Raw genomic sequence first — 14,299 nt, forward strand, 5'->3', positions numbered from 1 at the left:
CACGTCGTTCGCATTATTACGAAATAGCGGGTACATATATAAGACCGTCGGACCAGTTCCATATCGGAACCCGATACCATGCCACGATTTTCCACCATACACCCACCTAATTTCACTCCTTAAGCCCTGGAAATCAGTCGGGGTCGAAACTCGAGCGGGAACGGCGACGAGTTCCGATACGATTTACTCACGGGACGGAAATCGGTACGTATGAAGCGTGAGGGATTCGTCAAACTCGCAGTCATTGCCTTCGGCATCGTCTTCGTGAGTTTCGGCATTCGTGGCGTCGGCCAGATCATATTCGGCCTCGAAGTCGCACGCCTGCTTTCTGTTCCCGTCGCAATCGCCGGATTTCTCCTGCTGGTCTACTTATTCGTTCGGGCGACGCTGGACGCAGTCGGGGTCTGGGAAGTACATTGATATCCTCCCGCGCCTACAGTTGCAGGAATCCGCGAAGCGGAGTGCAAGGTTGCACGTTTCCTCGGTGGTCAAGTTCCCTTTCGGGAGCCACGTCAACGGTTACCTCCCAATTATGACCGGGGGAGTGCGTTGCAGTGCGTGTAGCCCTGTCAAGGGGTCCTTCCGTCCGACGCGTGGTCGGGGCTTCGACGCGACGAATACCACTCGTCGCTCCACGGCGGGGTATTTAGCCCGCACGGTACCACGGTTCGCGTCGGCCAAGCCGTTACGTCGTGGACTGGTTCGGTCGGATTTGTTACCACGCGAGAAGTCACAACAAAGTCGTGGTACCGTCGAAGACGGCGTTTCTCAACGAGGGAACTCCGGTACTTCCAGTTACGGGATACAATTCTATCAAGCGTACGCGCGTATCCACGGCCCAAAGGCCGTGGCATTGCGCTGTGTCTCCTGTAACGGACGCGTCGGGTCACGGGATTGCCGTCCGGCAGAGGGAAACCGTTTTTCGACCCCCGCACCAACCCGGAGGCATGAGTATCGAGGTCGAAGAGATCCAGGATCTCGGGCCGAGCGACCGCAACGCCTTCTTCGAGCGCGACGCCGGTATCGAGGCAGTCAGGACGGACGTCCGCGATATCGTTGATCGCGTACGCGAGGAGGGTGACGTCGCCGTCCGGGAGTTCACGAGCGAGTTCGACGGCGTCGAGGTCGGGAACCTCGAGATCACCGACGAGTGTGAACGGGCCTACGACGAACTCGAGGACGATGTCCGCGAGGCGATTGAGACGGCCACGGCGAACGTCAGGGAGTTCCACGAGGCGCAGGTGCCCGAGGACTGGCGCGAAGAGTTCGCCGACGGGCGGGAACTCGGCCGGCGGTTCCGACCGATAGAGCGCGTCGGCGTCTACGTTCCCGGCGGGTCGGCGGCGTATCCCTCGAGTGCGATCATGGGGGTCGTCCCGGCGGTCGTGGCTGGCGTCGAGCACGTGACGGTCGTGACGCCGCCGGCCGACGAGTTGAATCCGGTGACGCTGGCTGCGATCCACATTGCGGGCGCGGACGCGGTTTACAGCGTCGGCGGGGCACAGGCAGTCGCCGCGCTCGCGTACGGGACCGAGTCGGTGACGCAGGTCCAGAAGATCGTCGGGCCGGGCAACAGGTGGGTCACTGCGGCCAAGGCCGAGGTTCGGGGTGACGTCGAAATCGACTTCCTGGCGGGGCCGAGCGAGGTCGTCGTCGTCGCGGACGAGACGGCGGATCCGGAGCTGGTGGCGTCGGAACTGGTCGCCCAGGCCGAACACGATCCGAACGCCGCCGTCGTCGCGGTGACCGACGACGAGGCGACTGCAGAGGCGGTCGTCGAGGCTGTCGACGAGCAGGCGGGTGCGCGCGAGCGCGAAGACGTGATTGGAGAGGCGCTTGCAAACGACGCAAGCGGCGTCTTGCTGGCCCGGTCGATGAGCGAGGCGATCCTCTTTACCGAGGAGTACGCCCCAGAACACCTCTCGATCGTCGCCGACGACGACGAGTCGATTCTCGAGCGTATCGACAGCGCGGGCAGCGTCTTCCTCGGGCCGAACACGCCCGTGGCGGCGGGTGACTACGCCAGCGGAACGAACCACGTCCTGCCGACCAACGGTGGCGCACGGGTGACTGGCGGTCTCTCGGTCGAGACCTTCCTCCGGTCGACGACCGTCCAGCGACTCTCGGAGGAGGGACTCGAGGGAATCGGCGAGACGGTCACGACTCTCGCGGAGGCGGAGGGGCTCGAGGCCCACGCTGAAAGCGTTCGTAAGCGGCTAGATCGGTAGGGAGAGACGGGCTGTCTCCGGTAGCGGTCCATCGGCTGAGTCGTGCTCTATTCTCGGTGGCCACAAAAAATACCAACTGATAGTGAACACGAAGGGTATGAGCAAGTTACTCGAACGTGTTTTCTCGGTCCGGAGTGACGACGATGGGTCCAGTGAGTCGGATCCGGTCGGGAGCGACAGTGACGATCGGTCGGCGGGCCGTGACGACGAAGACGAACGGGGGTCGTCGGAACCGGTCGAGACGGACGACGAACAGGGTTCCGAGGAGACCGTGACCGTCGACGGTGGAACGGTCGTAGAGACTGGGGACGAGCCGGCAGAGACGGAGGAAGAGGACGAGTCGACGGTCGCGGAGTCGGCAACCGAATCGACGGTTTCGACCGACGACGAATCGGCAGCCGAGACGGACGAAACGCTCGGTGACCGGGACGCTCAAAGCGAGGAACTGAACATCGCGACCGACGCCCTGCTCGATACGCTCCCACAGCCAGCGTTTCTCGTCGACACGGACCACCGGATTATCGGCTGGAACCAGGAACTCGAGGCACTGACCGGCGTCGACCGCGAGGAGGTTCTCGGCGAGACGGCCACCGAATCGTTCTTCCGGGATCATCGGACCACGACGCTGGCCGACGAGGTCGTCGAGAATCCGCGAGACGCACATCGGGGGACGGACGCCGAGAAGTCCGGCCGCGACCAGCGTGCCTACGAGATCGAACGCGAACTGACGAACGCGGCCGGCGAAACGGTTCACGTCCACTCCGTCGCGACGCCGATCTATCAGCAGGAGCAGTTCCAGGGTGTCGTCCAGCTCGTCCAGGACAATACGGAAGTCATTCGTCGTCGCGAGGCGATGACGGATCTCGTCTCGGAGGTGACCGAAACAGGACGTGCGCTCAACGGCGGCGATCTCTCGGCGCGGGTCGAGTTTACGGACGATCACGACGTCCTCGAGGAGGAGGTCCACCAGATCACCGGGACGATAAACGAGATCGGCGACCACGTCGAGACCACGATACACGGCATTGCCGACGAGATCGAGGAGCTTTCGGAAGAAGCGAGGACGATCGCATCCGCTGCCGATGAGGTCGACGATCAGGTGAGCGAACAGACCGACTCGATCGGAACGATCGTTCAGGAGATCAGTGACCTCAGCGCGACGATGGAGGAGGTCGCTGCAAGCTCCGATCAGGTGTCGGCCGCCGCTGAACAGGCACAGGCCGCTGCCGAGGACGGCGTCGAGGTCAGCCAGGAGGCACGCGAGGAGATGAACGCTGTCCGCGAGGCGTCCGACGAACTCACCGAGACGGTCGACCAGCTCGAAACGCGGATGGACGAGATCGACGAGGTCATCGAGGTCATCAGCGATATCGCCGACCAGACGAACCTGCTGGCGTTGAACGCGAACATCGAGGCGGCCCAGGCCGGCGAGGACGGCGACGGGTTCGCGGTCGTCGCAAACGAGGTCCAGTCGCTTGCCAGCGAGACGAAAGAACACACCCAGGAGATTTCCTCGAGAGTCGAGCAACTTCAGAACCGGACGGACGAGACCGTCGCCGTGACCGAACGGACGAACGATCGCCTCGAGACTGCGGGCGAACAGGTCGATACGGCCATCGAGAACCTCCAGGAGATCGCGGACGCCGTCGACGAGGCTGCCCAGGGGATCGAGCAGATCGCGGAGGCGAACGACGACCAGGCCGCGTCGGTCGAGGAGGTGGCGGCGGAAGCCGACGGCGTCGCCGCCGACGCAGACAGGATCGAAGAGCGGATCAGCGAGGTCACCGAGCGGACGGCCGCCCAGCGGGATGCCATCGACGAGATGGTCGAGCACGTCGAGGAGGTCACCGACGGAGACGCCGTCGACCGATCGCAGTAGCGACGGGACGGACGTCTATTCGAGTCTCTTTGTAGACGTTCGCCGAGGGCGTCAAGGTTAACATCGTCGCGCCGGAAAGAGTGAGTATGAGCACGGACAGCATGGACGGCGGGCAGGCGGAGACGCGCCCCGAGATCGAGGTAACCGAGAACGCGGCCGAGCAAGCCCTCTCCCTGCTCGAGAGCGAAGGACTGGACGAGAACGAGGCGGGGCTTCGCCTCTTCGTCCAGCAAGGCGGGTGTGCGGGTCTCTCCTACGGCATGCGGTTCGACGACGCGCCAGACGAGGACGACACGATCTACGAACACCACGACCTGCGCGTGTTCGTCGATCCGGCGAGCCTGAAGTACATCGAGGGCAGCGTCCTCGACTACGAGAGTGGCCTGCAGGCAGAGGGGTTCCACGTCGAGAACCCGAACGTCGTCAGTGAGTGTGGCTGTGGCGAGTCGTTCCGGACGTAACGTCGACGACTGTCCGATACCGTCCGCTCTCTGACAGGTTTTCCGTTCTTCGTGGCACTAGCTGCCTCGTCACGTGATCTCGAAGGCGCTGGTCGATGTATCCGGCGTGTTACTCCTCGAGTTCGAAGGCGACGGTGACTTCTGCCTGGTACTGTCGGTCGTCGGCGGTCGCGACTTCGACGCCGAGTTCGTCGACCTCTACCCAGTGGACGTTCTGAAGGGTGTCCTCGGCGCGGTCGATGGCGTCGTCCGCTGCCGCGTCGAAGCTTTCCGAGCTGGTACCGATCAGGGTGATCTTCTTGAATACCATCGCTCGTATGCGTACAGTGTCGTTCGTATTCAATGTATGGCTAATGATAGCAACGAGCATTGTATTTGATACGCGGACGATCGAAATCGGTTCGGGGGTCCTACCGGTAGATCGCAACCCGGAATTGTAATCGAAGCCAACGGTGAGCGGAGCACGCCATTCGCCGAGGCGTGAACGTTTTTGGGGGTTCCGGTCGCACGTGTACCCATGCCAGGTAGTGACGATCCGATCGACGTGTCGGAGATCAGTGAACTGACGCCGCCGGACCGGACGCTGATGGGGCCGGGACCGAGCGACGTTCATCCGCGCGTGCTTCGAGCGATGAGTACGCCGCTCGTGGGTCATCTCGATCCCTCGTTCGTCGAGATCATGAACGAGGTCCAGGAGCTTTTGCGCTACACGTTCAGGACCGACAACCAGTGGACGATTCCGGTCTCGGGGACCGGATCGGCCGCGATGGAGGCCGCGATCGGGAACGTCGTCGAACCGGGCGATACGATGCTCGTCCCGACGAACGGCTACTTCGGCGGCCGCATGGCGTCGATGGCTCGCAGGGCCGGCGGCGAGGTCGTCGAGGTCGACGCACCGTGGGGCGAACCGCTCGAGCCGGCCGACGTCTCGGACGCGCTCGCCGAACACGATCCGGACGTCTTCGGGTTCGTCCACGCCGAGACGAGTACCGGCGTGCTCCAGCCGAACGTGGAGGAACTCACCGCGGCGGCCCACGACCACGACGCGCTGGTGATCGCCGACACCGTCACCTCTCTCGGTGGCGTCGAACTCCGGGTCGACGAGTGGGACATCGACGTCGCCTACTCCGGACCACAGAAGTGTCTCTCCTGTCCGCCGGGTGCGAGCCCGCTGACGCTTTCCGACGAGGCGATGGAGAAAGTCCTCTCCCGGGACGAGGACCCGCGCTCGTGGTATCTCGACCTCTCCCTGCTCGAGGGTTACTGGGGTGACGAGCGATCCTACCACCACACCGCGCCGATCACGAACGTCTACGCGATCCGTGAGGCGCTGCGGCTGGTCGCCGAGGAAGGCATCGAAGAGCGCTGGGAGCGCCACGAACGCCTCGCCGGCGCGCTAAAGGCAGGCGTCGAGGCGATGGGACTCGAGATGAACGCGCCCGACGACTACTGGCTGCCGAGCCTGAACGCCGTCCGCGTCCCCGACGGCATCGACGACGGCGAGGTCTGTGACGCGCTGATCGAACAGTACGATCTCGAAATCGCGAGCGGTCTGGGCGATCTGGACGGCGAGATCTTCCGGATCGGCTGCATGGGCCACTCCGCGCGACCGGAGAACGTGATCTTCGTGGTGACGGCGCTGGGGGACGTCCTCGAGTCGATGGGTGCGGACGTCGATCCGGGCGCTGGCGTGACAGCGACGCGTCGCGCGCTCGAATAAAAGCAGTATCGCGGTTTTCTACGCGGTTACTCGCGGTCCTGGCGGGGCACGTTCGACCTGATAGTCGTCTCCGTCGACGACGATGATCGCCCACTCGTAGCTGGGGTCGGTACTCGTGAGCCGTTCCTCGAGATCGTCTGCGTCGTCGGGTTGTGCGACGAAACAGTGGAACTCTCCGTTTGTCGAGGTTGGAAGTTCGTCGTTCTCGAGGACGGTGTTTACGTGGACGACTTTCCACGCTCGTTCGGCTCGGAACTCCGGTCCGTCGCCTTCGACGCTGTATCCAAGCTCTGCGAAAATCGACCTGGCCTGCTCGACGAGTCGCATGTTAACAGGACCCATTCATACTGGTATACATCACCAGGTGTCATAAGTCTTTGTGTGTAGAAGATATTGTCCGATGTTTTTCGCCGATACCAACCTACAGCAGGGAAGACTGGTCGATTGAAAGTCAATTCGGCGAAACGGTGTTCGATAACAGAGAATTACTATCGAGCAGCGACGATCCGCCGGTACTCACTCGTGAGCGGCGTCCCACTCGGTCGGCTTCCGGAAGTTCTCACACTGGTTGCACCTGATACGGCCCATCGTGTCCATCGCGTTGTCCAGACTCTCGCAGTTCGTGCAGAACCAGCCGTACCGACGGTCGCTGTCCTGGGACTCGTACGCGACGAGAAACGGCCCCTTCGAACCCCTGTCGCCTTCGGTCTCGGACACGTAGACCGTCTCTCCATCCTCGGTCACGGTCGATCGCATACTCGACCATAGCGGACGTTCGGATAAAGGACTGTCCGTCCGCGTGGCCGGTCGACTGGCGTCCGGAAAACACGTGGGTATGCGTCTCTTACCCACGAAGAACTGTCGTACTGAAACCTTTACCCTCGCGGAAATCGTTCGGTGGGATAATGGCGCTGGTCGTGGTTCCCGTTCGGTACCCGTTGACGAAACGCTCCCGCAGAACACTCGAGCGGGCGATCGAAGTCGCCCAGGAGCGGGACGCGGCGTTGACGGTCTTGCACGTCGATCTCTACCAGAACGGGAAGAAAGTGACGCGAATCGATCTCAAAACCGCCGTCGAGCGGTCGTTCGGTCCGATCGAGAACACCCGTTACGTGGTTCGAACCGGCTTCCTCGTCGAAGAGAGCATTCTGGACGAAGTCGCGGCGGAAGACGCGGACGTCGTCGTGATCGGCAACCAGAGCGCGAGCCGACTTCGTCGCGTATTCCGGCGGTTCACGAGCAATCCCGACATCGACCGGTTCCTGCGAGAACACCTCGACTGCGAGGTGATCACGGTCAATGGCGGGAGCGCCGCTGCGAGCTATAGTAGCGACTGAAACGATTTACACACCGATCGCACCGCTGTCCTGCGATCGGGTGTGCATTGACGTTCAGTCGCTACTATCGGTGTCGCGAACGACGAACACGGGAATCGAAGCGTTGTCGACCACGCGCTCGGAGACACTCCCCAGTGAAACGACCTTCTCCCGTGGACTCTTCCCGCGAGTTCCGATGACGATCAGGTCGATTCCTTCTTCGTCGGCGTAATCGAGAATCGTCTTCGCGGGCGTCCCCTTTCGTATCTCGGCGGTCGTCTCGAGACCCTGGGCAGACGCCCGGTCCCGTACTTCCTCGATCGCTTCCGATCCGTCCCGTTCGAGTGTCGTCTCGAGGTCGTCGGCGTTGTCGTCGGCCGCGGCGGTGATGCGACTGTCGACGACGTACAGTACGTGGACTGTCGCGTCGTTGTCGGCTGCAATCGGGAGGGCGTGTTCGAGCGTCTCGGAAACGGTGTCGCTGCCGTCGGTCGGGACGAGGACGTCGTCGTACATACTTCGTCGTTCGGACAGAACCGGCATAAAGGCACCCGGAAATCCCACTCTCGTGGGAACTCATTCGCCGCTCTCGGTCGACTCCTCGCCCGTACTCGCCCCGATCGATCCGTTCGTTTCCCCGTCTGCTCGCGGTCGCCTCGGTTCCGACTCGAGCGATGGGCCTCGATCCGGTTCGCGACCGTCGACAGCCATCCGTGCGACGCCACTGGTTTCGTCGAAGACGTGGTGGCGACGTGGATAGGCGAACTCGACGTCTGCGTCCGCAAACCGGTTCCCGATCGCCCGCTGGACCCTGGACTTGGCGAGTGACTGTTTGTAGGGATGTTTGATCCAGAAGTACAGCACGAGCGCGATACCGTCGTCGGCGTACTCGTCGACGGTACACACCGGCGCTGCGGCGTACCGTGCACTTCCGATTCGTATGTCCGGACCGCCAGTGATGACGTCGTCGACGTTGCGCGCCGCTCGTTGGGCGTGTTTCGTGGCGGCCTCGAGGTCGCTCTCGTAGGTGATCTCGAACCTGATCGAGATGCGCGTTCGTTCGTCCTCGGCGGAGTAGTTGACGACGTCTCGCTGTTGAATTTCGGAGTTCGGAATGACGATGAACGTGTTCTCGAGGGTGAATATCTTGGTGTAGCGGATCGTGATGTCCTCGACGAACCCACGGTGGCCTTCGTCGACGATCTCGATCATGTCGCCGATCTCGTAGGGCCGATCCGCGAGGACGAAGAAGCCGTTGATCAGGCTCCCGACCAGCGGCGCGAGGACGACGGCGATGACTGCCGAAATGACACCCACCGAGAGGAAGATGTTCTCTTCGCTGACTCCGAGGATGCTGGCGACGACGGCGAGTGCGACGAACAACACTGACGCTCGAATTCCTCGCAGGACCGCCCTGGTGACGCTCGGCCGCTCGATCCGCTGGGCAACCGTGCGACCGACCAGACGAACGACGAGTTTCGAGAGGACCCAGCCGATCACGAGGACGAGGAGAGCGAGTCCGATCTCGTCGGGTTCGGGGAACCCTATCGGGAGCGTCTCCTCCGGATCTGCGCCCGTGGCCGTCTCGTCCTGGAGCACCCCGTACATGGAAGCACACTCACGAGCGTGATGGTTAAGCGTTCGGACGGATACGTCCGATCCGATCGACAGGCGTGGGCTCGACGAGCCCCGTAGTACGGGAATACGCCACCCTTACGCGATCAGTTCAGGAAAACTACCCGATTTCGAAAACAGGTGCTACTCGGTGTATAATAAATCATTTAGCCATCGGGATCGTACACCCGATATGGCACCAGACGAACTGCGCTCGACGGTCGAGCGTGTCGGGGACCGGTTCAACCTCGGCGAGTACGAGATCGACGCCTACCTGACCGTGTTAGAGCAGGGTCAGCTCACTGCAAGCGAGATCGCTGATCAGACGGACATTCCACAGCCCCGCGTCTACGACACCGTGCGTAGCCTCAGCGACCGCGGCCTGGTCGAACTGCGGGAATCCCGCCCGATGAAAGTCGTCGCGATCGACCCCGACGAGGCCTTCGACGACGTCCAGAGTTCCCTCGAGGAGATGATCGACGAACTCGAGGCCCGGTATACCGCGCCCGCTCGCGACACGGAAGCAGTGTCGCTGGTCAAGTCTCGATCGACGATCCTGCGGTATCTGGAGGAGGTCATCGACGCCGCCGAGTACGAGCTCTCCCTGTCGCTGACCCCTGACCTGCTGACTCGCTTCGAGGACGAACTCCAGGAGACCATCGCCGACGGCGTCAGCGTCGACCTGATCGTCACGCCCGGCAGCGAAGCACCGGATCCGGACGAGTTCGACTACCTCTCGGTCGCGACGAGCGCCCGGGCACGCCGCGGGATCACGACGCCCGTCGTCGCCGTCGCGGACGGCAACTACTCCGTCTACGCGACCCAGGATGCCCTTCGCGACGACCAGGACCGCTACGGCGTCATCTTCAACCGGTCGGCGCTCGGCTTCCTGGTCTCGGGCTTCTTCGGCACCGTCCTCTGGACGACCGCGGAACGAACGCTCGCCGAGGACGGCACCGAACGGGGCTACCCCCGCAAGTACGCCTCGATCCGCCGATGCGTGAAAGACGTCATCGACGAGGGTGGCGAGTTCTACGCGACGATCGAGGGTCGCGACGTCGAACTCGGCGGCACCGAGGTCGTCAAGGGCCGCGTCGTCGACGTCTCCTTCGAGGTCAGCGAGGAGGTCGCCAGTATGACTCTCGAGACCGAAGGCGGTCGGGAACTGACCGTCGGCGGCCGCGTGGCCGCCCTCGAGGATCTCGAAGCCCACCAGATCCACATCGGCCGTCACGAACCGCCGGCACTCGAAGAGTAATCGCTCGAGACTCTCCCCAGTTCGTCGTTGCGTCGTCTCTCGTCGCCAGTGACAACCCTTCGCTCCGTCCGAATTTCGTCCTGGCCACGCGAACACTGGTAGCCGCTTCCGGCGCGAGAAAGCATCGTGGGCGTTACTGGTCGATACCGACGATTTTCGGAGTATCGACCACGTATTGTCGGCTGAACTGACGAAGCTAGATTCCGTTCGCTTCTCCTATTCGTTTCACACACCCTACTGTGAACGTAATGCGGTATTAGACAGAACAGCAATCCGGACTGTCCAGTTATTTTACGGCGTTCCTGGCCAACAATTATAGTCGAAAGCGTGTTCTGATGGGAGGGAATGGGTGACAATAGCACAGGTCGACGATTCCGGGAGGGTCGATCGCGGCGATCGGTCCTCGAGGCGACGGCCGGAGTCGCTACAGTTGGCGGCGTCGCCGTCGCGGGCTGTCTCGGCCGCTCACCCCGCGAAGGGACGGTCGTGATGACCGCTGCGACGGACGTCGAAGGGATCATGTATCCCAAAGAAGACGAGGCTTCGATCCAGGAGGCGCTCTGGGACGCGGGTCTCGACGAGGACATCCAGGTCGAGATTCAGACGGTCGTCAGCGACTCCGACGCCCGGATGGAGGGGGCACAGTCGGCGCTCCAGGCCGGTCGTGCCCCGCCCGACATCCACATGATGGACAGCGGGTGGACGATCCCGTTCATCCTCCGGGAACAGACGACCAACCTCAGCGAGGAACTCCCCCAGAACGTCCTGGATCGGGTCGAAGACGAGTACCTCGAGGCCGCTCTCGAGACGGCGCGGGATCCGGAGACGGACGACCTCCACGGGCTTCCGCTGTTTCCCGACCTCGGGTTCATGCTGTACCGCGAGGACCTGATCGAGGAGGCCGGTCACGACACGAGCGACTGGGGAGAGGAGCCCCCCTCCTGGGAGGAGTTCTCGACGGCAGTCAGTGGCGCGATGGACGAAGGGGACGTTCAATACGGCTGGACGACCCAGGGAGATGCCTACGAGGGACTGGCGTGTTGCTCGTTCAACGAGGTGATGACCTCGTGGGGCGGGGCGTACTTCGGCGGCGCTGGCAACCTGTTCGAAGCCGGTGACCGCCCGATCACGGTCGACGACGAGAACGTCGTAAACGCGATCCGGATGATGCGGACGTTCATCGACGAGACCGATCCGCACGCACTCGAGGAGTACGAGGAGATCTGTCCGACGGCGATCGTCCAGTGGACGGAACAGGAGTCGCTCGGACCGTTCGAGGCCGGTGACGCCGTCGCCCACCGTAACTGGACGTTCTCGATCGCCGCGACTGGCGACGAGGAGGTCATTGGCGAGGATCTGGGCGTTACAACGATGCCGTATGCAGTCTCGGAGGAGGAAGCCGAATACGACGGCGTCGGCGGCACGACCTCGGCACTCGGCGGGTGGAACCTCGTCGTGAGCCCCTACACCGATCGTCGCGAGGAGGCCCTGGAGGTGCTCGAGGCGTTCACTCACGAGGAGGTAATGCTGACGATCCTCGAACTGCAGGGTTTCCTGCCACCGATCATCGACCTCGTGGAGGAAGCCAGTGAGGACGATATCGGCGCGATCGCGCGGTACACAGACCAGATCGAACGGGCGAGCGAGACCGCGATTCCGCGGCCGGTGACCGACGTCTGGCCCGAACAGTCGGCGCTGATCTACCAGGCGATCAATGCGGGCTACCGGGGTGAAGATCCCGAAGAAGGGATGAGCGACCTGGCGGCCCGACTCGAGAGAAGCGAAGTGGAGGTGGCAGAGCAGCATGGCGACTGATACGGACGGCCTGATCGGTAGCGAGGCCGAGACCGACCGGGACCGAACCGGGAACGCGGTCGTCAACTGGATGGAGAACCTGAGCGAGGCAGCCTACGCCTACCTGCTCCTGCTGCCGGCGTTCGCGCTGTTGGCGCTGATCGCGTTCTATCCGCTGATCGCGACGTTCGTCACGTCGCTGCGCGAGGATCAGACTCGCGGGGCGGAGCCGCTTGGCGGGTTCGTCGGGATCGAGAACTACGTCGACATCCTCACCGGGAACGCCCGCCTCGCGAGACAGTTCGTCGACGTCGGCCTCACCAGTTCGTTCCCGTTCCTCGAGTTTGGCACCCCAATCCTGCAGCAGGCACTGTTCGTCACGATCGGGTTCGCGGTCATCAGCGTCTTTCTCGAGACCGTGATCGGGTTCGGGCAGGCGTACGTGCTGGACCAGGAGTTCAGGGGTCGACGCTGGGTTCGGGTCGCGATCATCCTCCCGTGGGCGGTGCCGATCGTCATCCAGGGGATGATCTTCTTCCTGCTGTTCCAGCCGGAGGTCGGCTTCGGGACGGAACTCGGCCAGTGGCTCGGGATCTTCGGGCCGAACCCGCTGGCGGACAGTCAGGACGCGTTCATCATCATCCTCGTCGCGGACATCTGGAAGTCCTCGGCGTTCATGGCGTTGCTGATCCTCGCCGGTCTTCAGAGCATCGATCGGAGCCTCTACGACGTGGCTCGCGTCGCCGGAGCGAGCCCATGGCAGCGGTTCAAGCGGATTACACTGCCACTCGTGTTGCCGGCGCTGCTGGTCGCAATGTTGTTCCGGACGATGGACGCGATGCGCGTGTACGGACTGATCGAGTCGAGCGTCGGCTGTACGACCGTCCCGTCGCTGACCTGTCTCGTCGTCGAGGCGATGTTCGGCGGGACGCGCATCTACGCGACGGCAGCGGCGGTCGCGTTCTCGACCGCACTGGTCATCGGGATCATCATCTCGGCGTACGTGGTGTTGTTCCGCGACACCGAGGGAGGGCTGTACTGATGCGAGACACCGATTCGTCACCACGAACCGACGGCGGCGAGACGGGAACGGCGATCTTAGAGGAGGAAAGCGACGCCGAACTCGACCGTGGCCCCTTCCAGCGGTGGGTCGACGAGTCGATCCAGAACCCCCAGAAGGTCTACCGGGCGATGTTCTACACCGCCGCGATCTTCTTCCTCGTGACGACGCTGTTCCCGTTCTACTGGCTGCTCATGGTCGCGCTGACGCCGGAAGGACAGCTCCAGGACATCGTCTTCACCCCCAACGGCTTCAATCCCGGCGTCTTCGTCGAAGTCTTCCAGACGATCCCCTTCCACTGGTACGTCTTCAACAGCTTCGTCATCGCGACGGCCTCGACCATCGTCGTCCTGGTCATCGCCAGCCTCGCCGGCTACGCGTTCGGCCGCCTCGAGTTCCCCGGGAAGGTGCCACTGCTGTTGCTGGTGCTCGTCATCTCCTTTTTCCCGCCGGCAGCCTTCTTTATCCCGCTGAACGACCTGTTCAACACGCAGTTTGCGGTCCTCGAGCCGATCACTGGCGACGGGACGCTGTACAACACGCCGGGTGCGATGGTGTTGCCGCTGTCGGCGATCTTCATGCCGCTGGCCATCTTCATCCTGACGACGTTCTACAGCCAGATCCCGGACGGTCTGGAGGACGCAGCCAGGGTCGAAGGAACGACCCGACTCGGCGCGCTGTTCCGGGTCATCATCCCCCTGTCGGCACCCGGCGTCGCGACCGCAGGCGTGTTGACGTTCATCGCCGTCTACAACGAGTTCTTCTTCTCCTTTTTGATGACCGACGGCCAGCCGGAAAGCTGGGCCCCGCTGCTCGAGGGGATCCTCGCCTACCAGGGCCAGTACGAGGTGCTGTACCACCTGATGGCGGCCTCGAGCATCATCGGCGTGATTCCGGTCGCGATCCTCGTGGTCGTGGCCCAGGAGAAGATCGTGAGCGGACTGACCGCTGGAGCACTCAAAGAGTAAC

At 62.9% G+C, this 14,299-nt stretch carries 15 protein-coding genes; 10 read left to right on the top strand and 5 right to left on the bottom strand.

The window, feature by feature from the left end; translation table 11 throughout:
- The first annotated feature begins 210 nt into the window (after positions 1–210).
- The 4 genes from BLR35_RS18340 (at position 211) to BLR35_RS18355 (ending at position 4,568) form a co-directional block, all read left to right on the top strand.
- Positions 211–420: a hypothetical protein gene (locus BLR35_RS18340; RefSeq protein WP_090385324.1), complete on the top strand. Its 210-nt coding sequence runs from the start codon at positions 211–213 to the stop codon at positions 418–420.
- Positions 421–947: 527 nt separating this feature from the next.
- Complete coding sequence (hisD, locus tag BLR35_RS18345) at positions 948–2,228, top strand: histidinol dehydrogenase (RefSeq protein ID WP_090385327.1); 1,281 nt, start codon at positions 948–950, stop codon at positions 2,226–2,228.
- 97 nt (positions 2,229–2,325) lie between these two features.
- Entirely contained in the window at positions 2,326–4,107 is a 1,782-nt protein-coding gene (locus tag BLR35_RS18350; protein ID WP_090385329.1) for a methyl-accepting chemotaxis protein, read from the top strand.
- A gap of 86 nt (positions 4,108–4,193) precedes the next feature.
- Complete coding sequence (locus tag BLR35_RS18355; protein ID WP_090385332.1) at positions 4,194–4,568, top strand: HesB/IscA family protein; 375 nt, start codon at positions 4,194–4,196, stop codon at positions 4,566–4,568.
- 109 nt (positions 4,569–4,677) lie between these two features.
- On the opposite strand, the gene BLR35_RS18360 is transcribed toward BLR35_RS18355, so the two are convergent.
- Positions 4,678–4,878: a dodecin gene (locus BLR35_RS18360; RefSeq protein ID WP_090385334.1), complete on the bottom strand. Its 201-nt coding sequence runs from the start codon at positions 4,876–4,878 to the stop codon at positions 4,678–4,680.
- Between the two features lie 207 nt (positions 4,879–5,085).
- On the opposite strand from BLR35_RS18360, the gene BLR35_RS18365 reads away from it, so the two are divergent.
- Positions 5,086–6,288: a pyridoxal-phosphate-dependent aminotransferase family protein gene (locus BLR35_RS18365; RefSeq protein ID WP_090385336.1), complete on the top strand. Its 1,203-nt coding sequence runs from the start codon at positions 5,086–5,088 to the stop codon at positions 6,286–6,288.
- A gap of 18 nt (positions 6,289–6,306) precedes the next feature.
- Here the strand turns inward: BLR35_RS18365 and BLR35_RS18370 are convergent, their stop codons facing one another.
- Positions 6,307–6,615 (bottom strand): DUF7116 family protein, encoded by a 309-nt coding sequence (locus tag BLR35_RS18370; protein WP_090385339.1) that lies wholly within the window; start codon positions 6,613–6,615, stop codon positions 6,307–6,309.
- Between the two features lie 189 nt (positions 6,616–6,804).
- Positions 6,805–7,044, bottom strand: coding sequence for a DUF5816 domain-containing protein (locus BLR35_RS18375; RefSeq protein WP_090385341.1), 240 nt, complete (start codon positions 7,042–7,044; stop codon positions 6,805–6,807).
- Between the two features lie 149 nt (positions 7,045–7,193).
- On the opposite strand from BLR35_RS18375, the gene BLR35_RS18380 reads away from it, so the two are divergent.
- A complete protein-coding gene (locus BLR35_RS18380; protein WP_090385343.1) occupies positions 7,194–7,625 on the top strand; it encodes a universal stress protein in 432 nt (143 codons plus the stop codon).
- Between the two features lie 54 nt (positions 7,626–7,679).
- Here BLR35_RS18380 and BLR35_RS18385 read toward each other — a convergent pair whose 3' ends face one another.
- Positions 7,680–8,120 carry a universal stress protein gene (locus BLR35_RS18385; protein ID WP_090385346.1) on the bottom strand — a complete coding sequence of 147 codons (441 nt, stop codon included), beginning with the start codon at positions 8,118–8,120 and terminating at the stop codon, positions 7,680–7,682.
- Between the two features lie 60 nt (positions 8,121–8,180).
- The gene (locus tag BLR35_RS18390) at positions 8,181–9,212 is read right to left on the bottom strand and encodes a mechanosensitive ion channel family protein (protein ID WP_090385348.1); all 1,032 of its coding nucleotides are present in this window, start codon (positions 9,210–9,212) and stop codon (positions 8,181–8,183) included.
- Positions 9,213–9,411: 199 nt separating this feature from the next.
- Here BLR35_RS18390 and trmB point away from each other — a divergent pair, with 199 nt between their 5' ends.
- The 4 genes from trmB (at position 9,412) to BLR35_RS18410 (ending at position 14,298) form a co-directional block, all read left to right on the top strand.
- Positions 9,412–10,476, top strand: coding sequence for an HTH-type sugar sensing transcriptional regulator TrmB (gene trmB / locus BLR35_RS18395; RefSeq protein ID WP_090385351.1), 1,065 nt, complete (start codon positions 9,412–9,414; stop codon positions 10,474–10,476).
- A gap of 345 nt (positions 10,477–10,821) precedes the next feature.
- On the top strand, positions 10,822–12,291 hold the full coding sequence (locus BLR35_RS18400; RefSeq protein WP_090385355.1) for an extracellular solute-binding protein: 1,470 nt from the start codon (positions 10,822–10,824) through the stop codon (positions 12,289–12,291).
- Positions 12,281–13,312 carry a carbohydrate ABC transporter permease gene (locus BLR35_RS18405; protein ID WP_090385356.1) on the top strand — a complete coding sequence of 344 codons (1,032 nt, stop codon included), beginning with the start codon at positions 12,281–12,283 and terminating at the stop codon, positions 13,310–13,312. Before BLR35_RS18400 ends, BLR35_RS18405 begins: the two co-directional genes overlap by 11 nt.
- Complete coding sequence (locus tag BLR35_RS18410; protein ID WP_090385359.1) at positions 13,312–14,298, top strand: carbohydrate ABC transporter permease; 987 nt, start codon at positions 13,312–13,314, stop codon at positions 14,296–14,298. Before BLR35_RS18405 ends, BLR35_RS18410 begins: the two co-directional genes overlap by 1 nt.
- Position 14,299 lies beyond the last annotated feature (1 nt).

This window comes from Natronobacterium texcoconense, assembly GCF_900104065.1.
GTDB lineage: Archaea > Halobacteriota > Halobacteria > Halobacteriales > Natrialbaceae > Natronobacterium > Natronobacterium texcoconense.